The 24,245-nt window shown below is 49.1% G+C and carries 24 protein-coding genes; 6 read left to right on the top strand and 18 right to left on the bottom strand.

Annotated elements, in window-relative coordinates:
• Nucleotides 1–274: 274 nt before the first annotated feature.
• The 4 genes from envZ to greB form a co-directional block, all read right to left on the bottom strand.
• A complete protein-coding gene (gene envZ / locus R3177_RS00695) occupies nucleotides 275–1,588 on the bottom strand; it encodes a two-component system sensor histidine kinase EnvZ (RefSeq protein ID WP_318969120.1) in 1,314 nt (437 codons plus the stop codon).
• Nucleotides 1,588–2,313 carry a two-component system response regulator OmpR gene (ompR, locus tag R3177_RS00700; protein WP_318969121.1) on the bottom strand — a complete coding sequence of 242 codons (726 nt, stop codon included), beginning with the start codon at nucleotides 2,311–2,313 and terminating at the stop codon, nucleotides 1,588–1,590. Before ompR ends, envZ begins: the two co-directional genes overlap by 1 nt.
• A gap of 88 nt (nucleotides 2,314–2,401) precedes the next feature.
• The gene (locus R3177_RS00705) at nucleotides 2,402–2,611 is read right to left on the bottom strand and encodes a hypothetical protein (protein WP_318969122.1); all 210 of its coding nucleotides are present in this window, start codon (nucleotides 2,609–2,611) and stop codon (nucleotides 2,402–2,404) included.
• A gap of 76 nt (nucleotides 2,612–2,687) precedes the next feature.
• Entirely contained in the window at nucleotides 2,688–3,179 is a 492-nt protein-coding gene (gene greB, locus R3177_RS00710) for a transcription elongation factor GreB (RefSeq protein ID WP_413229051.1), read from the bottom strand.
• A gap of 74 nt (nucleotides 3,180–3,253) precedes the next feature.
• Here greB and R3177_RS00715 point away from each other — a divergent pair, with 74 nt between their 5' ends.
• On the top strand, nucleotides 3,254–5,575 hold the full coding sequence (locus R3177_RS00715) for a Tex family protein (protein ID WP_318969123.1): 2,322 nt from the start codon (nucleotides 3,254–3,256) through the stop codon (nucleotides 5,573–5,575).
• 40 nt (nucleotides 5,576–5,615) lie between these two features.
• On the opposite strand, the gene R3177_RS00720 is transcribed toward R3177_RS00715, so the two are convergent.
• From R3177_RS00720 to bioH, 3 genes are all read right to left on the bottom strand, one after another.
• A complete protein-coding gene (locus tag R3177_RS00720; protein WP_318969124.1) occupies nucleotides 5,616–6,503 on the bottom strand; it encodes a putative metalloprotease CJM1_0395 family protein in 888 nt (295 codons plus the stop codon).
• Nucleotides 6,504–6,508: 5 nt separating this feature from the next.
• Nucleotides 6,509–6,814 carry an excinuclease ATPase subunit gene (locus tag R3177_RS00725; protein WP_318969125.1) on the bottom strand — a complete coding sequence of 102 codons (306 nt, stop codon included), beginning with the start codon at nucleotides 6,812–6,814 and terminating at the stop codon, nucleotides 6,509–6,511.
• Between the two features lie 64 nt (nucleotides 6,815–6,878).
• On the bottom strand, nucleotides 6,879–7,655 hold the full coding sequence (bioH, locus tag R3177_RS00730) for a pimeloyl-ACP methyl ester esterase BioH (protein ID WP_318969126.1): 777 nt from the start codon (nucleotides 7,653–7,655) through the stop codon (nucleotides 6,879–6,881).
• 31 nt (nucleotides 7,656–7,686) lie between these two features.
• Here bioH and R3177_RS00735 point away from each other — a divergent pair, with 31 nt between their 5' ends.
• A complete protein-coding gene (locus tag R3177_RS00735) occupies nucleotides 7,687–8,409 on the top strand; it encodes a ComF family protein (protein WP_318969127.1) in 723 nt (240 codons plus the stop codon).
• Here the strand turns inward: R3177_RS00735 and R3177_RS00740 are convergent.
• On the bottom strand, nucleotides 8,397–10,937 hold the full coding sequence (locus R3177_RS00740; RefSeq protein WP_318969128.1) for a M14 family zinc carboxypeptidase: 2,541 nt from the start codon (nucleotides 10,935–10,937) through the stop codon (nucleotides 8,397–8,399). The two genes, R3177_RS00735 and R3177_RS00740, sit on opposite strands and share 13 nt — an antisense overlap.
• A gap of 128 nt (nucleotides 10,938–11,065) precedes the next feature.
• Here R3177_RS00740 and nfuA point away from each other — a divergent pair, with 128 nt between their 5' ends.
• The 3 genes from nfuA (at nucleotide 11,066) to R3177_RS00755 (ending at nucleotide 15,010) form a co-directional block, all read left to right on the top strand.
• Complete coding sequence (nfuA, locus tag R3177_RS00745) at nucleotides 11,066–11,644, top strand: Fe-S biogenesis protein NfuA (protein ID WP_318969129.1); 579 nt, start codon at nucleotides 11,066–11,068, stop codon at nucleotides 11,642–11,644.
• Between the two features lie 121 nt (nucleotides 11,645–11,765).
• Nucleotides 11,766–12,716, top strand: a complete 951-nt coding sequence (locus R3177_RS00750; RefSeq protein ID WP_318969130.1) for a polysaccharide deacetylase family protein — start codon at nucleotides 11,766–11,768, stop codon at nucleotides 12,714–12,716.
• A gap of 56 nt (nucleotides 12,717–12,772) precedes the next feature.
• Entirely contained in the window at nucleotides 12,773–15,010 is a 2,238-nt protein-coding gene (locus tag R3177_RS00755; protein ID WP_318969131.1) for a DUF3857 domain-containing transglutaminase family protein, read from the top strand.
• On the opposite strand, the gene R3177_RS00760 is transcribed toward R3177_RS00755, so the two are convergent.
• From R3177_RS00760 to R3177_RS00780, 5 genes are read right to left on the bottom strand one after another with little or no spacing between them, the layout of a single operon-like run.
• Nucleotides 15,007–15,648, bottom strand: coding sequence for an SCO family protein (locus R3177_RS00760; RefSeq protein WP_318969132.1), 642 nt, complete (start codon nucleotides 15,646–15,648; stop codon nucleotides 15,007–15,009). The two genes, R3177_RS00755 and R3177_RS00760, sit on opposite strands and share 4 nt — an antisense overlap.
• On the bottom strand, nucleotides 15,638–16,549 hold the full coding sequence (gene cyoE / locus R3177_RS00765; protein WP_318969133.1) for a heme o synthase: 912 nt from the start codon (nucleotides 16,547–16,549) through the stop codon (nucleotides 15,638–15,640). Before cyoE ends, R3177_RS00760 begins: the two co-directional genes overlap by 11 nt.
• A complete protein-coding gene (locus tag R3177_RS00770; RefSeq protein ID WP_318969134.1) occupies nucleotides 16,550–17,545 on the bottom strand; it encodes a COX15/CtaA family protein in 996 nt (331 codons plus the stop codon).
• Nucleotides 17,542–18,057, bottom strand: a complete 516-nt coding sequence (locus R3177_RS00775) for a hypothetical protein (RefSeq protein ID WP_318969135.1) — start codon at nucleotides 18,055–18,057, stop codon at nucleotides 17,542–17,544. The genes R3177_RS00770 and R3177_RS00775 overlap by 4 nt, the downstream gene beginning before the upstream one ends.
• The gene (locus tag R3177_RS00780) at nucleotides 18,044–18,775 is read right to left on the bottom strand and encodes an SURF1 family protein (protein ID WP_318969136.1); all 732 of its coding nucleotides are present in this window, start codon (nucleotides 18,773–18,775) and stop codon (nucleotides 18,044–18,046) included. The genes R3177_RS00775 and R3177_RS00780 overlap by 14 nt, the downstream gene beginning before the upstream one ends.
• A gap of 26 nt (nucleotides 18,776–18,801) precedes the next feature.
• Between R3177_RS00780 and R3177_RS00785 the strand changes: the two genes are divergently transcribed.
• The gene (locus R3177_RS00785; protein ID WP_318969137.1) at nucleotides 18,802–19,011 is read left to right on the top strand and encodes a DUF2909 domain-containing protein; all 210 of its coding nucleotides are present in this window, start codon (nucleotides 18,802–18,804) and stop codon (nucleotides 19,009–19,011) included.
• A gap of 9 nt (nucleotides 19,012–19,020) precedes the next feature.
• Here the strand turns inward: R3177_RS00785 and R3177_RS00790 are convergent, their stop codons facing one another.
• The 5 genes from R3177_RS00790 to lexA form a co-directional block, all read right to left on the bottom strand.
• Nucleotides 19,021–19,902, bottom strand: a complete 882-nt coding sequence (locus R3177_RS00790) for a cytochrome c oxidase subunit 3 (protein ID WP_318969138.1) — start codon at nucleotides 19,900–19,902, stop codon at nucleotides 19,021–19,023.
• Nucleotide 19,903: 1 nt separating this feature from the next.
• Nucleotides 19,904–20,461 carry a cytochrome c oxidase assembly protein gene (locus R3177_RS00795; RefSeq protein ID WP_318969139.1) on the bottom strand — a complete coding sequence of 186 codons (558 nt, stop codon included), beginning with the start codon at nucleotides 20,459–20,461 and terminating at the stop codon, nucleotides 19,904–19,906.
• A 10-nt stretch (nucleotides 20,462–20,471) separates the two neighbouring features.
• Entirely contained in the window at nucleotides 20,472–22,073 is a 1,602-nt protein-coding gene (ctaD, locus tag R3177_RS00800) for a cytochrome c oxidase subunit I (protein ID WP_318969140.1), read from the bottom strand.
• A gap of 2 nt (nucleotides 22,074–22,075) precedes the next feature.
• The gene (gene coxB, locus R3177_RS00805) at nucleotides 22,076–23,146 is read right to left on the bottom strand and encodes a cytochrome c oxidase subunit II (protein WP_318969141.1); all 1,071 of its coding nucleotides are present in this window, start codon (nucleotides 23,144–23,146) and stop codon (nucleotides 22,076–22,078) included.
• A gap of 398 nt (nucleotides 23,147–23,544) precedes the next feature.
• Nucleotides 23,545–24,165 carry a transcriptional repressor LexA gene (lexA, locus tag R3177_RS00810; protein WP_318969142.1) on the bottom strand — a complete coding sequence of 207 codons (621 nt, stop codon included), beginning with the start codon at nucleotides 24,163–24,165 and terminating at the stop codon, nucleotides 23,545–23,547.
• Between the last annotated feature and the right edge of the window lie 80 nt (nucleotides 24,166–24,245).

Here is a 24,245-nt window from a genome sequence, read left to right on the forward strand (position 1 = left end):
GAGGGTGAAGCAACCAGGCTATGTGGATTATTTGTTTACGCCCTTCAACGTTATTAATTAAACGCTAAAGCCGTTTAGCTCAAAAGCGTAATTTGCTTTACGAAGCCTGGTTTTTTTACCACAAATGTAACGGGATGTAATATCTGAATTGTAAGAAATTGCGTCAATTCCGCGAAAAAACACCGCAGAAAATCAGATAATCGTTACTAAATGTTGACATTAGCGCTTAATTTTACCGCGGCAGCTGTTGCATTAAAACAAGGCGGCATCGATGCTATCCGACTGCTTTGACAGGTAAATATACTCTGACGACCAAACCACCATGGGCGTGATTAAATAAACTGATACTACCCTGATGGGCATCGACGATTTTCTTAATAATCGCCAGGCCTAAACCTGAACCACCACTGCCACGGGCTTCATCACCCTGGGTAAAAGGGGCGAACATGGCATCCATTTTATGCTCCGGAATACCAGGCCCGTGATCTCTAACCTCCAGATAAACCTGTTTGCGACTTTTTTCATAACCGGTGCTAATTTCGATATCGCCTGCACTATAACGTAACGCATTTTCAAGCAAATTATTCAGCACCCGCTTCATTGCGATTTTTCGCAACATTATGTCCGGCAATCTGGGGTCAAGCTCAGTGATAAAATGCCGCTGTTGCACCTGCTCTGCCAGAACAAGTTCGTTTATTAATTCATTTAAATTAACCTGTTGCAGACTTTCCTGCTTATGATGACGCAAAAAATCAATAAACTGGTCAATGATGGCGTTCATATCGTCAATGTCATTAACGATACCATCCCGAATCCAACTGTCGGACTCCGCCATCATTTCAGAAGCCAGTCTGATCCTCGTCAGCGGGGTGCGTAAATCATGTGATACACCGGCCATCAGCAATGCCCTGTCCTGTTCCAGCCGTTTAATACCCTCTGCCATGTAATTAAAAGCCCGGATCACCGCGATGATCTCGGTAGAGCCTTTATCCGCTTTCAACGGCGGCGGGATATCGCCCCGACCAACCTGCAACGCTGCCTGTTGCAGTGATTTTAGAGGCCGGTTTAAATGGCGGGCGAACACCCAGGCTCCGCCAACGCTCAAAATACCAATCAGGAGCAAATAAAAGGTTAACGGTGAAAAATCGGTTTCATCCAGGCCGGACAACGGTACTTTTACCCAATACTGTGGTGCTTGCGGTGGCTTTACCCAAAACGCGAAAGCGTCTCCCTGCTCGATCCGTACCTCAGCCTGACCTGAAAGCTCAGAAGACATCTGCTCTGAAAAATAACGATAATAACGGGCATTAGCCAGCCCTTGCTGCATTGCTTCCGCTTCGCTGTAAACCTCAATACCCGTCGCTGCGCTGAACCGCTTTGTCAGCTCATCTGATAACACCGGTGTGTTCTGTCCAACATCAATAAATACCACTTTAATCTGCTTGGCTATCAGATGGTTTATTTGCTGAGTAGTGGGTTTAATAAAATAAAGCGCGACCGACACATAGGACACCAGCTGGTTAATCAATAATAAAAAACCGATTAAAAATACTGTCTGGCCGAAAGCGCTACGGGGTAGCAGGCGCATCAGGCGATGCTGCCGTCGGGGACAAACACGTATCCCAGCCCCCAGACGGTCTGAATATAGCGGGGATTAGCAGCATCGTCTTCCAGCATGCGTCTTAAACGGGAAACCTGCACGTCAATACTGCGCTCCATCGCCGAATAGTCGCGGCCCCTGGCCTGATTCATCAGTTTATCCCGCGATAAGGGTTCACGGGGGTGACTGACCAATACTTTAAGCACTGCGTATTCACCACTGGTCAGGGGCAAGGGCTGCTCACCTTTACGCATTTCCCGGGTGGCTAAATTAAAGGTAAAAGGCCCAAAGCTGATAATGGTTTCCTCCTGCGAAGGCGCACCTGGCAAGTCTTTACTTTTTCGCCGCAGCACAGCGCGGATCCGTGCCAGTAACTCACGGGGATTAAAAGGCTTTGGCAGGTAATCATCGGCGCCCATCTCCAGACCGATAATCCGGTCCACTTCATCTCCTTTGGCGGTTAACATAATAATAGGGACATCATTATTCTGCTGGCGTAGCTTGCGACAGATCGATAAGCCATCCTCGCCGGGTAACATCAAATCAAGCACCACCAGATGAAAATGCTCACGCTCCATCAGCCGCTGCATCTGTTCATAATTACCGACACTCCGCACCTGATAGCCCTGCTCTACCAGGTAGCGCTCAAGCAAAGCACGCAAACGTAAATCATCATCAACTACAATAATTTTCAGAGTTTCCTGGCTGGTCATCACGCAAGTTTCCGTTGTTTTTTTTCACTATAAACGAAAAAACCGCCATTGTTACTACCATGGCGGTTAAACTGTGTTACAAAATTTTTCAGTTCGGCTTAATATCCTCACGAAGCACACGTTTTACTGGAGGGTTGACCCAGTAAACTTTGGCGGCATTCGCGTGGTAACGGGTTGATGCCTCTACTTTCTGCATATATTCGTAATCAGGTGTGATGACATATTTTGGTGTCACACTGCACCCTGTTAAAATAACAGCAGCCGGGATCAGTAACAAAAGCTGGCGACGGGATTTCATTTCAAGGCCCTCCCATAGAACTAAAATCCAGCTTAAGTATAGTGCATTTTTTAGCCAGACGATTGATCTTATCAGTTTAAGGTGAATAACGAATAGCCGTAATTAAATACCACTGCTCACCCGCCGGTGTCATGACAGTTATTTCATCATCTAACGATTTACCCAGTAATGCTCTGGCCAGCGGCGAGTCGATGCTTAGTTTATCCAATCGTAAATCGAACTCATCTGGGCCCACCAAACGGTAATTTTTCTGCTGACCCATTTCATCTTCAAGCTCCACCCAGGCGCCGAAGTAAACCTTGCCATGCTGCTTAGGCGAAGCATAAACGATTTGTAACTGCTCAAGTCGTTTGGTCAGAAAGCGAACCCGCCGATCAATTTCTCTTAGCCGTTTTTTACCGTAAATATATTCTGCATTTTCAGAGCGGTCACCCAGTGCGGCGGCATCAGCAACCTGTTGGGTAACCCTCGGCCGCTCCTCTTTCCAAAGGTAACGTAATTCCCGCTCCAGAGTATCGTAGCCTTCCCGTGTAATCAGATTGGATTTTTTCATGCCGAAAGTAGACAATTCACCCTGCTTTTCATATTTCGTATCATACTTTGCTTGCCACTGAGGCTGCGAAGTCGAAGGATCCTATATTTATGTCAATGATTGTAAAACAAATTGCCAGTGAAATCTCCGCCCGGCCAGAACAAGTTGCTGCCGCCATAGCCTTGTTAGATGAAGGCGCAACTGTGCCTTTTATCGCCCGTTACCGCAAAGAAGTCACCGGTGCACTGGACGATACTCAATTGCGTTTACTGGATCAACGACTCAATTACCTGCGCGAGCTGGAAGAGCGACGCCAGGTAATTTTAAAAACAATCGCTGAGCAGGGTAAGCTCAGCACAGAACTGGAACGCGACATTCTTGCCGCAGACAATAAAACCCGGCTGGAAGATCTCTATCTGCCTTACAAGGCTAAGCGCCGTACCAAAGGACAAATGGCGATTGAGGCGGGCCTGGCGCCGTTAGCCGATGCTATCCTGGCTGATCCTCAACGTGATCCCGAGCAGCAGGCTTCTGTATTTATTAACGCCGACGCCGGCTTTACTGACACCAAAGCGGTATTGGACGGCGTTAAATTTATTCTGATGGAGCGCTTTGCTGAAGACGCCACCCTGCTGGCCCGGCTAAGAGCAAAACTGAGCCGCGATGCGGTTTTGAAAAGCAGTGTTGTCGCCGGTAAAGAACAGGAGGGAGCCAAGTTCCGTGACTACTTCAGTCATACCGAACTGTGGCGCAATATTCCGTCCCACCGCGCGCTGGCAATGTTTCGGGGCCGTAACGAGGGCATACTGCAATTACACCTGCTGCCTGACAGCGACGAGCTAAATGCTCATGCACTATGCGAGCAGATGGTTGCCGATCATTTTGACATCCGGCAGCAACAACGCCCGGCAGATGCATTTTTACGAACCGTGGTGCAATGGACCTGGAAAATAAAACTGCATTTACACCTGGAAAATGATTTACTTAATGAGCTACGTGAACGTGCTGAGCTGGAGGCAATAAAAGTATTCGCCCGTAATATGGCTGACTTACTGATGGCCGCTCCTGCCGGCATGCGCCGCACGCTGGCACTGGATCCTGGCCTGAGGACCGGGGTTAAGTGTGCCGTAATAGATGAAACCGGTAAACTGCTAACCCACACCACTATTTTTCCACATGCGCCACAAAATTTGTGGGACAAATCGGTCCGCACGCTCAGTCTGTTATGTCAGCAGCACAAAATTGAACTGATAGCGATTGGCAATGGTACCGCCTCGCGCGAAACAGACAAGCTGGCTGGCGACGTTATTAAAGCGGCAGGTGGCAGTTCTTTGCATAAAGTGATGGTATCTGAAGCGGGTGCGTCAATTTATTCAGCGTCAGAACTGGCCGCGCAGGAATTTCCTGATCTTGACGTATCACTGCGTGGAGCGGTATCGATTGGCCGGCGTCTGCAGGATCCTCTGGCAGAGCTGGTGAAAATCGAACCTAAGGCTATCGGGGTGGGCCAATACCAGCACGATGTTAACCAGAGTCTGTTGACACGCTCGCTCGACGCTGTGGTAGAAGATTGTGTTACTGCAGTTGGTGTAGATTTAAATACGGCCTCTGCGCCATTGCTGGCCCGGGTAGCCGGCTTGAATAAAACGCTGGCACAGAATATCGTGCAGTACCGCGATGACAATGGCCGGTTTAATGAACGTAAAGAGCTGTTGAAGGTTCCCCGGCTTGGCCCGAAAGCCTATGAACAAGCCGCCGGCTTCTTGCGCATCAGTAACGGCAGCAACCCGCTGGATGCGTCAGCAGTGCATCCTGAGGCTTACCCTCTGGTAGAAAAGATCCTGAAAACTGCCAGGCAACCTGTCAGCGCTGTAATCGGTAACAGCAGTTTTTTACGGACGATTAACCCGGCAGACTTTGTTGATGACAACTTTGGTTTACCCACCATCAGCGACATTCTGAAAGAATTGGATAAACCTGGTCGTGACCCGCGCCCGGAGTTTAAAACAGCCAGTTTTAAAGAGGGAGTGGAAACCCTGCAGGATCTGAAACCGGCTATGCTGCTCGAAGGCGTTATTACCAATGTTACTAATTTTGGTGCTTTTGTGGATATCGGCGTTCATCAGGATGGACTGGTCCACATTTCGTCGCTAACAGATAAATTTGTCAGCGATCCGCATCAGGTGGTAAAGGCCGGTGATATTGTCAAAGTTAAAGTATTAGAGGTTGATATCCATCGCAAGCGGATTGCACTGACTATGCGGCTGGACGAACAACCTCAGGTTAAATCAGCAGATAATATTGCTGCAAAAACATCCCGGCCATCTTCGGCAAAACCCGACCGGACAGCACCAAAAGCAGCAAAACCTGAACCGGCTAATGCGGCAATGGGCAATGCTTTTGCCGAAGCCCTGGCCAAATTTAAGAAATAACCGACTGATCAATTGGCAGAAAAGAGTAACGCGGATAATTTCAGGCTTGCTGGCGCAGCGGTCGCTGCGCTGGTTCTGTCGCCAACTGGTAAAACCGGCTGATAATCTGGCTACGCTGCTGCATTTGTGCCAGCGTATCAAGTTCTGGAAAAACTAATCCGGCTACGCTACCTGATCTGCCGCGCGTTTCGCTGTCATAGCGAATTTGCGAATCGTCAATAGCAGCAGCGGCCGGTGCTGCTGTTTCGGTACTGTTACCTGTAACGGCTGTTGTTTGGGGGGGAGCCGTTTTCTCGGCAACCAGCTCAGCTTGCGCCTGCAACAAGCGCTGACTGGCTTCAGCAGCGATCCGTCTGTCTGCTGAAGAAGGTTCTGCCGGCGCCAGTGCTGCCGCTTTTACCTGCTGCATTTTCTGGATGGTTGCCTGCGGGTCGCCCGGCACCGGCGCAATATCAATCTGTACTTCTCCCGCCACGGCATATTGGCGTCCATCAGGGCCAAGCTCATAGCTGTAGCTCGGCGCTCCTGCATATCGACCGCCAATACTGGCATGGGCTTGTTCATGACTGCGAACTTCCTGATCCCTGCTCTGCAGCTCCCTGATCTCCTGCTGCTCGGCCTGCTCCTGACGTTGTTCCGCCTCGCTTTGCTGCTGTTGCCGGCTATCATCTTGTGAACTATCTGGTCTACCTTCTACCGCTTGTTGCGTTTCAGTAGCTTTACCATTGCTATCATAACCACTAACCTGACCGGCTGGATTACTACTGCGGCCTTTTTCCTCGGTAGCAACCGCCCGCTCCGGCTTCCCTTTATCCGCTTCACGAACCGGATCAACCAGTTCCCGTCGCTGCATATCCCGCCTGGCTAACTCGGTAGGCGGGTTAGCCGTATTTATGCTGACGTTAGGATAATAGGATGTAATTTGCATTTAGCTTAAACCCGGACATCAATAATGGTGCCCAGCGCTTCGTCAGCAGCCTGAATAGTGCGTACGTTGGCTTCAGCATTACGAGCCTCACCAGATAATTGCACCAGACTTTGCTCCACAGACGGCGTTTGTGATTGTACCTGGCGGTTCTGCTCTGTCGCCTCAGCCTGACGTACGTCAGTTTCAGCAGCGGCTACCTGCTCACGGTTGGCGTTGGTTTGTCGGTTAATATTAACTGTTGCTTCTGTTATACCGGCTGAAGCACGCTGAAATCCCTGCAAACCGGCATTAAATGCTGATTGAATCTCCATAACTGGCTCCTGTGGCGTGAATAGTGTTTAATTATTAACCAAAACGAAGCAAAAAGAAAGGTCATTAATGGTCTGACAGCGTTGCTGACGTCAGCCAACCGTTTAACCAAGCCAGAAATGCCGCCCGGTGAGAAATAAACGGGGCATGTGACGCTTTCTCCAGTACGCTTATTTTAGCGGACGGTTGCAATTTTTCTAATGCAGGGACAACCGCTACCGGTACTAATGAATCCAAGGCGCCAAAACATCCGGAAACCGGTTGGGTTAACCGGGCAAAACTGTGACGTAAGTCCTCAGTAGTCAAAAATGTCAGCCCAGCACTCAGTGCTGCTGCACTCGCCTGCGGGTAAGAGGCAATAGTCTGTTTAAGAGTTGCAGCGTCGGATTTAGCCGTCGCTGAACCCATTGCCTGAATAGCTAAAAAGCGACTGACCGTCTGGGATAAATCGCGTTGAAGGGATTGGGCAAACTGCTGCATTACCGATGCCTGCATGCCCGGCCAGTCAGTTTGTCGCAAAAAGCACGGAGTGGCTGCTATAAGCCCCAGTTGCCGTACTTTTTCCGGGTAATGGTCAGCCAGGGCGATAGCCAGCAAGCCGCCCAGTGACCAGCCACAAACAAGACTGTTTGCCGGGATCTGGCTGGCGAGCCGAGCAAGCACCTGGTCGAAACTGCAGGGTTGTGGCAGGGGCTGTGCCAGACCGAAACCCGGAATATCGGGGGTTAATACCTGCACAGTGGGTATAATATCCGCCAGAATTGTCTGCCAGACTCCCTGGTTTACTCCCCAGCCATGCAGCAGCACCAAAACAGGTTTGTCAGTATCACTAATTTCTGCCATGCTGCCTTTATGTTTCCTTGTTGTTACTGATATGATAAATAAATTTGCTGTGCTGTTCCGCCGCTGCTGGCATCTGCTGTTGCCTGCCCAGTGTATCTGGTGCAGTCTGCCACGGGCTGCTGCCGAACATCATCTTTGCTCGTTCTGCCAACAAGCCCTGCCTGTGTTGCCGTATCAGCTGTGCCATTACAATTTGTTATTGTTGCCTGCTATCAGCCGGGGCCTGCAAAACGCTAAATTTGACCGTCTGCTTTGTCTGGCACTATATCAGCAGCCTTATCAGCACTGGATCTCACGCTGGAAATATGCCACCGATTTAGCAGCGGGCGAGCTATTACTACAACAAATGTGTTTGTTACTGACACACTGCAGTAATAATATGCCACTGCCTCAGGCCCTGACATATGTGCCGTTGCACTGGCGTAAACACCAGCAACGGGGTTTTAATCAGGCGCAGTTACTGGCCGAGGCACTGGGACAACAACTCCAGATCCCAGTGCTGGCATTATTTAATAAATCTGCCAGCCTCAGTCAGCGTGGTCTTAACCGGCGGCAACGACTGAGCAATTTGCAACAGTCATTCAGCCTGACACCACAGGCAGCAGACCTGCCTTGCCATGTCGCAGTGATTGACGATGTTATCACCACTGGTGCTACCGCCAATGCGCTGGCTCGATTATTACGCCGGGCCGGGGTGACAACGATCAGTATCTGGACACTGGCAGTCACACCGGCAGCCGATTACTCAGACTGAATCGGGGCATTAAAAGCGTTACCTAAAAACATGGCATTGATCAGTATGCGGCTAGAGCCATAAAAATAGCCACGAAACACCGGATTGTCTGTCATGGCAATTACCCGGCCCCGCCCCAGATTATGGGCAACAATGGCTGCGCCCTGGGCAATTTTAGGTACATATTCACTGGCGGTGTAGCCTGCCAAATGCGGTTCGGTACTGTACAGTGCCACATTGACAAATGGCGAACTGGCCGGTTGCAACAGCATAATATCATTTTTAAACAGAGGTAAACGGCTGCGAGGTATACCAAAAGTTAACGGATGACTCAGGTCCAGCTCGGCACTGAATATGGCACCGGCAATCCGCTGCTTCGCTGCCAGAGCTTCACGATCAGCGTAGCTTAAGTTCTGCTGCGGGATCAATTGCCGCATTTCCTTGGCCTGCCAGACACCAGTTTGCAGCAAGCCCGCTTTGGCCAGCCAGGCAGCACCTTCTTTATGCCCCCACAAAACACCGCCCTGCTCCGTCCACTGTTTCAGCTGGCTGATCTCGCTTTCCTGCCATTGCCGGTAATTGCCATCCGTCAGAATAATATGGGTATAACGACTTAGGTTAATCCTGCTTAACCGATCTGGCTCTACCATACTCGGCGAAATACCGGCCAAACGTTCAAGGTTATACCACACCTCGCCCGCTTCGGTTGAATCGACTCCGGGCCCGGCAATCAACAGCACTTCAGGCTTATTAACAACCACAAAATTATGACTGCCTAAGTCGCTGCCATCCGGGGTCAGGCCACTGCGTATTGCATGCACCTTCACCGGATATTGCTGCTGTAACTGTTGCAGACGATCAAACCAGTCAGGACGTTGCTGCAAACCGGCAGCTATCAGCATACTGCCAGCTGCAAACTGTGCCGTGCTGTCACCGGTCACGGCACTGAAGCTGTGCAGCGCTGATCGCACTTCCATGCCCTCAGCCAATAGTGCCTGTAATAAAACCGGGGCTTGTTGATCCTGCCAGCTGAAGACATAAGCATATGCACCGGCAACTAGCGGTTGCTTCAGTTGTGGCGGGGCTTGCCACTGGCTGTCGGCCAGCGCCCTGCCGGGTTCACGGCTTACTGCTTTAAACTCAACATTAAAAGCATAAGGTAAGGTCCAGCTTGAAACATCATAAAAGGTATTATCCGGGAAATTTTTCTCAGTGGAAAATGCCGCTTTAATTAGCCGGTACTGTGCCTGCTGTAACGGCACATAGAAACTTTTCCCGGCCTGATATTTGATATCATCGTCCTGCCAGTCACGGTCCAGCGGATAAACTGCTATATGATGGCGCTGCAACAGGTCAAGCAGCGCATATAGCCGGCTTTGATCACCTTCATCGACCAGGATAAAACCTTTGGTTTTATCAGTTTTAGCCTGGGCCAGCGCAGTCTGATAGAAGGCTTGCTGGTAAGCTAATAGTTCCTGCCGTTTTGCCACCGCCCCACGGATGGTTGATAGTGAAGCTGTAAACTGATTTTTTATTGTGTCACTGAAACTGAGCAGTCCATTAATGGACTCCTGAATGTGGCCCCGGCTGCTGGCTTGTTCAAACAGAATGCCAACGCTACCGTTAACATCCGGATAGGTTGAGCCTTTGCCGATATAGAAATCATCAAAGCTCTCTTCACTGTAATAAAGCTGTTTACGCTCATCAAAGGCGGCAGCATGAAACGCTGCGATTGCTGCCGTTATCTCAAAATTACGTATGGGCGTGAGCGGATAGTTACGGCTGGGAATGCCGGGTTGAAAAAAATAACTGCTATTAGTACCCATTTCGTGAAAGTCACCCACCACGTTCGGCAACCACTGCTGGAACTGGGCAATCCGGGCCTGACTTTCCGGATGTTGTAATAATAACCAGTCCCGGTTTAAATCGAACCAGTAATGATTAGGTCGGCCATTTGGCCATGGCTCTATATGCTCCCGATGCTGGGGGTCTGCAACCGGCTTAGCGCCTTTATGCATATTTGCCCACAGCGCAAACCTGTCATGGCCGTCAGGATTAAGACTGGGCTGAATTAAAATCACGGCACGGTTTAACCACGCGGTGACTTCTTCAGTGTTAACGGCCGTTAAATAATGGGCCAGTACCAGTGCCGCATTTGCTGCGCTTGGCTCATTACCATGAACGCCGTAGCCAAGCCAGATAATTACCGGGGCGTCGCTGGCAATAGGTTGATCCTGTTTCGCCTGCTCCCGATGCTGCTGCCGAATCTCTTCCAGCCGCTGTAAATTTTCAGGCGACGAAATCACCAGCTGTAACAGGGGCCGCTGTTCGTGGCTATAACCGATCACCTCTAACATCGCTTTATCTGATTGGCTGGCCAGCTGCTCAAAGTAACGCTGTATCTGATCATGCCGGGCATGCCAGTCGCCAACGGCGTGGCCTAAGGTTTGCTGTGGGGTTGGCAGACTGGTATCCACCGGCTCATTAAAATATTGCGCCTGCGCCAGCGTGGCCCAGAGTACCAAAAAAAACACTACAGTCAGTTTCATGCCTGTTTCCTTTAATTTTTTGCGCGCTCAGTTAGCCAGAAACAACAGCAAAACTCAAGCAGGGCTGGCATCAACGCCTGAGTCGGAGTATGATACGCATTAACCTAGTAATTTAGTCAGGTACTATCATGATTTCTATTTCAGAACAGGCGCAAGCCCATTTTGCAAAGCTACTGGAAAAGCAAGCTGCTGGTACCAGTATCCGGGTATTTGTTGTTAACCCCGGCACGGCGCAGGCGGAGTGTGGCGTATCTTACTGTCCGGCAGATGCCATTGAAGAAAGCGACATTCAGATTGAATTTACCGGCTTTAATGCAGTCATTGATGCCGAAAGCAAACCCTTTTTAGTTGACGCTGAAATCGACTTTGTCACCGATCAGATGGGTTCACAACTGACGTTAAAAGCGCCGAACGCCAAAGTGCGCAAGGTGAATGACAATGCGCCGCTAATGGAGCGGGTGCAGTATGTGATTGATGCCGAAATTAATCCACAACTGGCTAACCATGGTGGCCGCGTATCCGTTATGGAATTAACTGAAGATGGCGTGGCGGTGTTACAGTTTGGTGGTGGCTGCAACGGCTGTTCGCAAGTGGATTTAACCTTGAAAGAAGGTATTGAAAAAGAACTGTTAGCCCGGTTCAACGGCGAGCTGAATGGTGTTCGCGACATTACTGAGCATCAGCGTGGTGAGCATTCTTACTACTGATTCTGTGTCTTGCTGTACTATTAAGCACTCTGGTTACCATAAATTACCGTGGGTTGTTATGCGTCTGATTATTACTCTCTGTTGTCTTTGCTGCTTACTGTCGCCGGCCCGGGCGGCAGTAATGCTGATTTATCATCATGTCGCGGCTGATACGCCACGTGTCAGTAGTGTAACGGCAGCGGAATTGCGGCAGCATCTGCAGTACCTGCGGGATAATAAATTTGACGTAATCGGACTGGATGTGCTGGTAAATCAGCTTAAGCAAGGTAAACCTGTAGCAGACAATGCCGTCGTCATTACCTTTGATGACAGCTTTGAAAATAACTTCACTACGGCACATCCTATCCTGATGGAGTTCGGCTACCCCTATACTATTTTTATCAGCCCGGGCAGTATCGATAACCGGGTGGGGCCGGTGCTGAGCTGGGACCAGGTCAGAACAATGGCTGCTGACGGTGTGCTGGTTGCCAACCACGCCATGAATCATGAACATATGACTCAACGGGAACCCGGTGAAACTGAAGCCGAGTGGCTCGCCCGGATGGAACAGAATATTTTAAACGCCGAACGGCGGATTAAACAGGAAACCGGCCAAAGCCATCAATGGCTGGCTTATCCCTATGGCGAGTTTAATAATCAGCTTGAAGCGCTGGTTAAAAGGCTGGGGTTTATTGGCATTGGTCAACAGTCTGGCGCAATTGGCCACTCTACCCTGCTTACCCGTATTCCTCGTTATCCGGCAGCCGGACAGTATGCCGATCTTGCTAACCTGGCACAGAAATTACGTACCCTGGCATTCGATATTACTGACTACCTGTCAGCGAATCAGCAAATCGGTACTAATCCACCGACTTTGCGCTTATCCGTTAATATCACCGATTTTCTGCGTGATCAATTACGTTGTTACGCTGGCCCGGAAATCCTTGAACCTAAATGGCTGAATGACAATACCTTCGAAGTGACAGCCAGCAAACCTCTTAATCGTGGCCGTAGCCGCTACAATTGCACCGCACCGTCGCTGAGCAAAAAAGGCTATTTTTACTGGTATTCACAGCCCTGGTTAAATCAATAGCATCTATTGAAGATTACTGATATAAAACCGGATTATTAGACAAAAATGGATTTTTTGTGAAGCAGCTAACAAAGTATTTTGCTGCGCTGACCCTGTTGATAAGTTTGCCAGGCGTCGCTGAAGTAGCATTAAGCCCACTGCCACAGTGGATCGTTTCGCAACAGCCTGCCCTGAACAGTGATGTACCGGAACAGGACATTAGTAACGGGATTTATTATTTGCTGGCAGACACGCAAATGCTGGTGCCGGCTAATGGACAACGCCAGATTTTCGAGCATTATGCGAGCTTAGTCACCAGTAGCAAAGGGCTTGAGCAAGCGGGTCAGATAAGTATTTATTTTGACCCGGGCTATCAGCAAATCGCTCTCCATCAGTTAAATATTATCCGAGATAACACAGCAATTAACCGCTATCCGCAAGCGCGGATCAGTTTGGTCCAGACCGAGCAGGATCTGGAAAAACTACTTTATCATGGGGAGACAGCGCTTAATATTGTGATACCTGATTTGCGGGTAGGCGATATTGTTGAATACAGCTATAGTCTCACAGGCAGTAATCCGGTGTTTGCCGACCGTTTCAACACCAGTCAGCAATTAAACTGGACTGTGCCGCTGCAACAGCAATACTGGCGATTAGTGTGGCAAAAGCCCGACTCTCTGGCTTATCGATTCAGCAAAGACCCTGTGCCACTGCAAATCAGCAAGACCCCGGATACAACGACCTACACATTGGTTCAACACAATATTAGACCGGTTAAATATGAAGACAATACGCCACAGTGGTACTCTCCCTATAATATTTTATCGTTAAGTAACAGTACGGATTGGCAGGATATTGCAAGATGGGGCACTAAACTATTTGCACCGGCAATTGACGATAGCCGTGCCGTCGCTTTGCAAGTAGCCCGGCTGCAACGTGACTATCCGGAACCTGAGCAGCAAATTGCTGCCGCTTTGCAGTTTGTGCAGACTGATATTCGTTATCTGGGCATAGAGTTAGCTGAAAGCTCTCACCGACCAGCAAGCGCCGGGCAGGTGTTGCAACAACGCTATGGCGATTGTAAAGACAAAAGTGTATTGCTGGTTAGCATATTACGCCAACTGGGATACGATGCGGTTCCGGTACTGGTCAACACCGAATATGGCATTACATTACCAGCCAGGCTGCCATCGGCCGGAGTATTTGACCATGCTATCGTAAAGCTGAATTTAGATGGTAAAAGCTATTGGCTCGATCCAACCCGCAATTTCCAGGCAGGACCGCTGGATACGTTATACCAGCCGGACTTCGGCTTTGCCCTGGAACTCACAGCGATGACGCGCGAATTGACCACGATGAGCTCTGTTGATGCGCATACCAAGACTGCGATCAACGAGCACTTCCGGTTGACTGGCACGCCCAAAGAACCTGTCGATTATAAAGTAAGCACGGTATACAGTGGTTTAGATGCTGATCGTTCGCGCGCTCAGTTTGCCAGCAACAGTGTCAGCCAGAAAGCTGACGGTTATGTCCAGTTTTACAGCCGCTACTATCCGACCATCAGCCAGGCAGAACCTATCATTAAAGCGGACGATAGCTCAACAGGCAGTATTACTGTTACCGAGTTTTATCAGATTAGCGATTTCTGGCAAGCTGATGCTGCTGCGCCCTCTAAATTAAACGCACGATTTTATAGTAATGGTATCAGCAGTTATCTGCAGACACCCGAAATTGCTGGCCACCGCAGTCAGCCATATGCCCTTAGCCATCCGGTAAATATCAGCCAGACTATGACTATCGAACTGAATGATATCGACTGGCAGTTTACAGAAGAGCAGGTGGAGGAGCACAATCCGTTTTTTCACTATCAGAGCCAGCTGACATTTGACCGGGACAGCAAAACACTGACACTACATTACCAGTATAAAAGTCTTACTGATCACATTATGCCGGATCAGCGGCTTGCTTATATTGCTGCGGTAAACAACGCCCGCAACGACCTCAACCTCACTATTTATCAGTACGATGCCGTTAATGAGCGCTCACAACCAGCAGCCAGTGGAAGTAACAGTAAACTGATTTTTTTAACGCTGGCAGGCTATATGATGTTATGTATCTTATGTATTGCCCTGTGGCTGTTACCAACAGGGCAATACGGCCATAAATCGGGTTTTCCGCAGCCCATGTTCAGGTTTATTCTGACCTGGTTGCTGACATTCAGTCTTTATGGCCTGTACTGGTGCCTTAAAAATGGCCATTTACTTAACAACAGACCACCGGTTTCAGCATCGCCAACAGTGTCTGGTGCAGATTAACGCTGTTGTAGTTGATTTAGCACCCGTGGAAAATCATTAAGTAACTGCTCGCGATTAACCAGTGGCACCTCTCCGGGCTGCATGTCTGGTTTAAAAATAGCCGCAACCTGGCCCTTGGGGTTAATCAGGACAACTGAGGCACTATGATCGACCAGATAGTCCTGCTCTGTCGTACTGCTCATCGCGTACATTAATCCCAGCTCCCGCACGAACGGGAACAGTTGATCATGGCCAGCCGTTAAACCAGTTAGCGCAGGCTGCTTAAAATAGTCGACATATTGTTTCAGTTGCCCGGGTGTATCACGCTGCGGGTCTACTGAAATAAACCAGATTTGCAGAGGCTGGTCTACCTGAGCCGCCAGCTCATCCCGGACACCGGCCAGTTTTGCCAGGGTCAGCGGGCAAATATCCGGGCAAAAAGTATAACCAACAAAGGCCAGCGTCCACTTATTCATTAAATCGGCGCGGCGGCGAACGGTATTGTCCTGATCAATCAGCTTAAACTCCGATAAATTCCGGGGCTGCGGATAAACCAGTGCTTGTTGCGGTAGCGACTTATGTTGCCACAATAAATACAACATAACGCCAGCAACAACCGCTGCAGCCGACAACATCAGGACGATGAGATTACGAAACATAAAACGGTGATACCTTAAAATAATGATCAAGCAGCAGCACTAAAAACAATACCATAAGATGAATGATGGAAAACTTGAATGTCGCCATTGCTGTCTTAGTGTCTGCATTAAATTTTAGCTTCCAGGCATACTGCAAAAACCGTAAATTTAACAGGGTACTGCCCAGCAGATAAACGGCACCGGTCATGCCGACAATATAGGGTAACAGACATACCAGACACAGCAGCACGGTATAAAGTAAAATGGCACTTTTGGTATATTCAATGCCATGCGTAACCGGCAACATTGGCATATTCACCTTAGCGTAATCATCACGCCGGTGAATTGCTAATGCCCAGAAATGTGGTGGCGTCCAGGCAAAGATGATCATGACCAGCAGCAACGCATAGCCATGGATCTCACCGGTAACGGCGGTCCAACCCAGCAGCGGCGGCATGGCACCGGCAAGACCACCTATTACGATATTCTGCGGCGTGGCACGCTTTAAAAACATCGTATATACCACAGCATAGCCAAATAAACTGAGTAGGGTCAGCCAGGCTGTCAGCGGGTTTACTCCCAGATACAATAATACAAATCCAGTGGCGGCCAGTGCACAGGCAAAAGCCACCGCCTGCTGCGAACTCACTCTGCCTTTAGCAACCGGCCGGCTGTGAGTACGGGCCATCTGAGCATCAATCCGTTGATCAACCACATGATTGAGCGCAGCAGCAGCCCCCGACAACAGGCCAATACCGATGGTCGCAAAGATGACTACCGCGATATCCGGCAAACCGGCTGACGCCAACATCATGCCGACCCAGGCTGTTAACACCAGCAAGGCCACCACTTTGGGTTTGGTCAATTCCAGATAGTCGCGCCAGCGCGACATTCCGTGTCTTGTTGCTATTATTGTTGCCATTTACACCTCCCTGCCAACGGGACGGTATAACTGATACAGAACCACCACCATCAGCATCAGTAAGTTCGCCCCGACAAAATTGTGTGCAACCGCATTAATCAGTGGCAGATGCAATACTACATTTAACAGACCCAGCATAAATTGCAATAACAATACTGCGCCAATCGCCAAGGCAAATTTCTGCATTATGGCTGTGCGCGCGCGCCGATACAGGCTGATTGCAAACCAGCCAACTACACCAAGCGTAATAAAAGCGCCGATGCGATGGAACACATGCACCGTCTGCCGGGCTTCAGCTGACATGACGCCATATTCATAGTCACTATAACCAAGATGGAGATCAAAAGCCTCATCAAGCGCCAATCTCTCCAGCCAGCCAGCTTCGCAAACTGGAAGCTCAATACAGGCCAGTGCCGCATAATTTGCTGCGGTCCAGCCACCCAGTCCTATTTGCAGCATCACGATAACTGCCGCAGCAACTGCTAACGGCTTTATTGCTGCTATATCAGGTTCCGCCACCCGCAATTCAGGCGTCAGCTGCATCCAGTAAAGTGCCAGTAAGCAATAAAGGGTAAAGCCGCCCAGTAAATGTGCCAGCACCACTATTGGTAATAAGCTCATGGTAACTGTCCAGGCGCCTAATGCGGCCTGACCTATCACCAGCAACAATAATATTGTTGGTAACGTGCGCTGTGGACGTTTTTTAGTAACCATACTGGAAATAAAAATGGCAGCGATCAGCAAACCCAATGTGCCGGCCAGATAGCGATGAATCATTTCATTCCAGGCTTTCTGCGGCTCTAGTGGCCGATCGGGAAAAGCCTGCGCAGCCAGCGCAATGCTTTCTGGTTTTTGCGGCACTTTCAGAAAACCATAACAACCCGGCCAGTCCGGACAACCTAGGCCAGCATCGGTCAAGCGGGTAAAAGCACCGTAAATAATGACTACCATTGTCAGCAATAAGGTAACGGACACCAACTTCTTATGTCTGGTCATACGCTCGTCCTGTCATAATTTATTAATTTTAATAAGTCATAGCGAATATTGCGCGCTGTGTCAGCCATCTCAGCCTGGTGGCTAGGCATCGGGTAGCTCAGTAATACCAGTCCTTTCTGATCGACCAGTAAAATCTGTTGCTGCAGATATCCCAGATTATCGGTTGCAGCCTTTTGCTGAATAAACATCGGATAAGCGTCCGGCTCGTTTAACGTGCCCACCACCACAGGCTGGACCTGCTCCTGTTTGCGGCCAAGGCCGATATATAATTGTTTAACGGTATGCATTGCATTCTGACAACGTTGGTCACAGGCCGTATCTGCCAACATTACGATCCGCCAGTGCTTTTTCTGGCCGCTGATGTCATCCAGCAGGAAAATTTCCTGTTCAAGCCAGCTTCCTCTGCTGGCCGAGCCCGGATTAAACCAGCCCATCTCCAGCACTAGCTTGGCTGCCGCCAGCGGCAATACACAACACAGAACAAACAACAGCATAAATTTATTTTTGTTCATTTTCTCTCCCGCTGCGCCGAGCAGCTGCTATGGCCACTGCGACTACCGCAATTGCCAGCATAAACCATTGAAAGGCATAACCATGGTGTTTTTCTGGTGGCATTACCACGGCCTGATAATGAGGTAAAAAAGGACTGGCCGCTTGCTGATACAATAAAAACGGATACGAACTGACGGGCAACTGATCTGCCATTTGTGCCAGCTCCGGTTGTTGAATCCGTTGTGGCCAGCCTTCGGCTTCAGTATTCGGTCCGAGCCTGAAGCCCCCTACCTTGCTACGAATAAGCCCTCGCAGCTGAAGTTGCTCTGGGATCTTCAGCTCGGGTAGCTTTGTCCGGTCAATACCTGCTGCCACCCAACCGAGATTAACCAGTAAAGGGCGGCTTTTAGCGGTACTTTGCACCGGAATAATCACATCGTAGCCAACTTTACCATCAACAATCTGATTATCCAGCAACCAGACAAAGGGTTTCAGCCAGCGACCTTCACCCGCAAAAAGCACGCCATCGGCCTCGGCCGCTGTCAGTACAGCCAGCTGTTGCCAGTTCAGGGCACCCTGTTGCTGAAGTTGCTGCAGTTGATTAATCTGCAGTGCTTTTTCTTCTGCGCGTTGTAACTGCCAGTAGCCAAGCTTGCTTAAAATAATAAAAGCCGTCACAGTAATCAGCAGCCACAGTTTGTGAATGCCAAAATGGCGGCCAAAGAGTTTAATCCGCATAACCTGCCAACCGGAGATCAGAAAGGATGTTGCTAAAGCTTATTATCATTGCGCTACTACTATTTATTGTTTTCAATCTGTTCCGGGCCGGCATTGTGATGCTGCGTAACGATCCGGAACAAAAACAAATGTCACGTTTTCTCGGGCGCCGGGTATTCTATTCGGTGCTGGTATTGCTGCTGCTATTACTGGCAGTAGCCCTGGGCTGGGTTACCCCCAACCCGAGGCCATATTAAGCTTGCTGGTTACAGGATATAAACAATAACAAACAAGCATATCCAGACTACATCAACAAAATGCCAGTACCAGGCGGCAGCCTGAAAGGCAAAGTGTTTCTCAGGAGTAAAATGCCCTTTCAGCACCCGGAAAAACACAAACAGCAGGATGATGGCACCCAGTGTCACATGTAAGCCATGAAAGCCGGTCAGCAGAAAAAAGGTATTACCGTAAAAACCGGAATCCAGTCGCAGCCCCAGGTCCTGATAAGCATGAATATATTCATATACCTGCAGGCCCAGGAAAGTCGCGCCTAATAGCAGGGTCAGTAACAACATCAGCTTTAACTGGCCGCGTTTTTGCTGCTCCAGCCCGGTATGGGCAAAGTGCAGGGTAACTGACGACGTAAGCAGAATAATGGTATTAATCAGTGGCAAACCGGTCCACGGCATGGCCTGAGTTTCAATACCGCCCGGCGTTTTAACTAATGGCCAAACCGGTTCAAAATTAGGCCACAGCAGCTCAAACGTCATCGCATTATTGCTGGCGCCGCCAAGCCACTGCATTGCTATCATCCGGCCGTAAAACAGTGCACCGAAAAATGCCATAAAAAACATGACTTCTGAGACGATAAACCAGCTCATTCCCTGACGGAACGAGCGGTCCATCTGGTTGCTGTACAAGCCACTCATCGACTCATCAATCACATTTCTGAACCAGCCAACCAGCATAAATACCAGGATGGCAAAGCCTGCCAGCAGCAAATAGCCACCAAAGCCACTTTGCTGCTTACTGATGTCAATGACGAAGTGCCCTGCACCAAACGCAATACAAAACAATGCTATGGCACCCACTATCGGCCATGGACTCTGGGCGGGAACATAATATTTTTCATAGGTTTTTGTTGTCATGTTATTCCCCAATATTATCTTGTTGTGGTTGCTGGGTTGCCCATGCCTGAGTGACATCGTACAAAGTGTAATTCAGGGTTATAGTATTAAATTGTGGCGGCAACGCCGGGTCCACATAAAACTGTAACGGCATCAGCATATTTTTGCCGCCGGCCAGTTGTTGCTGACTGAAGCAAAAACACTCAATTTTATTAAAATATAGTGCAGCCTGGCCCGGCGATACCGATGGCACAGCCTGGCCCACAATCATGCGACCCGTTGGATTTTCTGCCAGATAATTCATGATATGAATTTCACCGGGGTGGACCTTCATACTGTGTATTTCAGGTTTAAATACCCATGGCATGTCTTTATTAGGCCGCGCCAGAAACTCAATAGTAATTTCGCGGCTGGTATCAACAATGGCATTGTCACCTGTTGCTGCTACCACCGCTGTTTTACCATTAATACCGGTTAAATCACAAAACACGTCGTAAAGCGGCACCAGCGCGAAACCAAAGCCAAACATTGCCAGCGTAACCAGCAGCAGCTTGCCAATTAATGGTTTGTTCTGCGCCATCGCTTGCTCCTTACTTAATAACCGGTGGGGTTTCAAAGGTATGGTATGGCGCCGGCGACGGTACTTCCCACTCCAGACCTTCAGCGCCTTCCCATACCTGATCGGTTGCCTTCACCCCGCCGCGGGCACATTTAATCAGCACCCAGACAAAAATGAGCTGCGACAATCCGAACAGAAAGCCACCGATACTGATAAAGGCATTAAAATCGGCAAACTGCAGAGCGTAATCCGGGATCCGCCGGGGCATTCCTGCTAGACCGACAAAATGCATCGGGAAGAACAACATATTTACTGAAATTAACGAGCACCAGAAATGCCACTGTCCCAGCGTTTCGTCGTACATATTGCCAGTCCATTTCGGCAACCAGTAATACACCGCTGCAACTATCGAGAATATAGCACCGGTAACCAGTACATAGTGAAAATGAGCAACGACAAAATACGTATCATGATACTGGAAGTCAGCAGGGGTTATCGCCAGCATCAGGCCCGAGAATCCGCCGATGGTAAACAATACAATAAAGGCCAGGGCAAACATCATCGGCACTTCAAACGTCATAGCACCGCGCCACATCGTTGCCACCCAGTTAAAGACTTTAACGCCGGTAGGCACTGCGATTAGCATGGTGGCATACATAAAGAACAGCGTCGCGAACACTGGCATACCGGTAGTAAACATATGGTGTGCCCAGACCAGAAATGACAGTATCGCGATACTGGCAGTGGCGTAAACCATAGAGGCATACCCAAATAATTTCTTTCGGGCAAAGGTTGGAATAATTGCTGAAACAATACCGAAAGCCGGCAGAATCATAATGTACACTTCCGGGTGGCCGAAGAACCAGAAAATATGCTGAAACAACACCGGATCGCCGCCACCTGCCGCATCAAAGAAGCTGGTGCCAAAGTATTTGTCAGTTAATACCATGGTGACCACACCGGCCAGCACCGGCATGACCATAATCAGCAAAAACGCGGTTATAAACCAGGTCCAGACAAATAATGGCATTTTCATCCAGGTCATACCGGGTGCCCGCATGTTCCAGATGGTAACAATAACGTTGATTGCGCCCATAATAGATGAGATACCCATAATATGTACTGAGAATACAAATAACGCTGTACTGTCACCGCTGTAAGTAGTGGAAAGCGGTGCGTAGAAAGTCCAGCCGAAGCTTGGTCCACCGCCTGGCATAAATAAGGATAGTAACAAAATCAAAAATGCAAACGGCAGGATCCAGAAGCTCCAGTTATTCATTCGTGGCAGCGCCATATCAGGCGCACCAATCATCATCGGGATCATCCAGTTAGCCAGGCCGGTAAAGGCCGGCATGACCGCACCGAATACCATAATGAGGCCGTGAACCGTGGTCATCTGGTTAAAAAAGTGGGGTTCTACAAATTGCATACCAGGCTGAAACAGTTCCAGCCGGATAACCATTGCCATTGCACCACCAATAAAGAACATAATTAACGCGAACACCAGATACATGGTGCCGATATCTTTATGGTTAGTGGTATATAACCAGCGTGTTATACCGCTGGGTTTATGATCATGATGATCGTGATGCTCATGCTCGCGATCATTTGGTTCAGTAATTACTACAGACATGATTATTCTCCCTCACCCTGCTGCACTTTATAAACATCGGCAGCCTGTACGGCATCACCGGTATCATTCCCCCAGGCGTTTCGGGTATACGTCAGGACAGATGCTAGTTCTTTTAAGGTTAACTGCCGGCCAAAAGCCTGCATTGCAGTACCGCTTTTACCATTCAGCACGATATTGATATGGGCGGCTTTATCATTCAGGATCAGATTACTCCCTGCCAGCGCAGGGAAAATGCCAGGCAAGCCTGCCCCATTCGGTTGATGACAGGCAGCACAATAGGCTATGTAGGTCCGTTCGCCATTGGCCATCAGCTCAGTCATATCCATATTCATCGCCAACAGCTCCTGCTCAGCGGCTTTTTCTTCGGCAATCCGGGTTTCCTCGGCCAGTTTCCATGCAGCGTAGTCCTCGGGGCTTTTTGCCACCACCACCACCGGCATATAAGCATGATCTTTACCGCACAATTCAGCGCACTGACCACGGTAAATACCGGGTTCATCTACCCTGGTCCAGGCTTCGTTAATAAAACCGGGATTGGCATCTTTTTTCACGGCAAAAGCCGGTACCCACCAGGAGTGAATAACATCATCAGAGGTCATCAAAAAACGAATTTTCTGGCCGGTGGGAATGACGAGTGGCCGGTCAACTTCAAGCAGATAGTTTTCACCTTTTGCAAAGCGGTTGCTGATTTGCTCACGCGGCGTGGCCAGTACAGAGTAATATTCCAGGTCACTGCCCAGATATTTGTAATGCCACTTCCACTGCGAGCCGGTTATCTGAACTGTGACATCCGCTGCGGAGGTATCATCCATGGCGATTAGCGTTTTCGAAGCCGGTATAGCCATACCAATTAAGATGACCACCGGAATAGCGGTCCAAAGAATTTCTATTTTGGTACTTTCATGAAATTGAGCCGGTTGCACGCCCCGCGATTTTCGGTGTAACAGGATAGAAATAAACATTATCCCAAACACCACTGCCCCGATAACACAGCAAATCCAGAAAATCAGCATGTGCAGGCTGTAAACCTCCTGGCTGATCTCCGTTACGCCTTTAGTCATATTTAAAGGCATGGCTGCTGCATTAGCCGAAGCGGCTAAAAGCAAGGTCGGCAGCGACCAACGTATACTACGCGTTTTCGCCACTGTACTTCTCCTCTGTCATTTGCAAAGCAAACTGCAGAAACCTGTACACAGTAATACACGGCGAATACCGATAAAAATACGGTGAATACCGCTAACCCCCGAACCTATGTATGACGTTTCTTTGCTTTATTATTGTTATAGTTTTTTTTAATTTAACTGCCCGTGCAGTAACCCAAAACGGTAACCGATATTTTTTTCAGCAACCTTTGACTAAGAATCATCCAAATCAACGTCAGTGTAAACCCCTAAATAGCAAAAGCGCCGGCAAAACCAACAGGTCGTACCAGCGCCTTTGTTAACAATTAACTTATTGAGCTAAAGGTTTTTTATAACCAGCTGCCATTGCGAATTACTCCAACCGCCAGGCCTTCAATCGCAAACTGTTGCTGGCGCAGGTCTACTTTTATCACACTGAAATCTTTATTTTCCGGATGCAATAACACCTGATGGCCATCGCGCTGAAAACGCTTAACGGTGACATCCTCATCCACTCTGGCGACAATTACCTGACCAGGCTGCGCCTGAGAGGTTTTATGAACAGCCAGCAAATCACCATCCAGAATACCAATATCCTGCATGCTCATACCTTGCACTTTAAGCAGAAAGTCAGCGTGCGGTTTAAATAAGTGAGCATCAATCTGATAGTGATCCTGCACATGCTCTGCAGCCAGAATAGGCTGGCCGGCCGCTACTTTACCAATTAATGGCAGCCCCAGTTGCTCAGGCTCAAGCTCATCCTCCAGCAACCTGATGCCTCGGGATGTACCGGGCATCATGGTAAGCACCCCTTTTTTTGCCAGAGCCTTTAAATGTTCTTCCGCCGCATTAGCTGATTTAAAGCCAAGTTGACTGGCTATTTCAGCACGGGTAGGCGGCATACCAGTCTCTGCCTGATAATCTTTGATAAGTTGCAAAATTTCTGCCTGGCGAGGCGTAAGTGGTCTCATAATGCTGTCTACCTATACAGTTAGTACTGTGAGTATATACAGGCTTTTACGAATTGCCAAATTTTTGTCAGCAAGGCAAA

Origin of the sequence: Arsukibacterium sp., assembly GCF_033722355.1 — a bacterium.
In the GTDB taxonomy this organism is placed as follows: domain Bacteria; phylum Pseudomonadota; class Gammaproteobacteria; order Enterobacterales; family Alteromonadaceae; genus Alishewanella.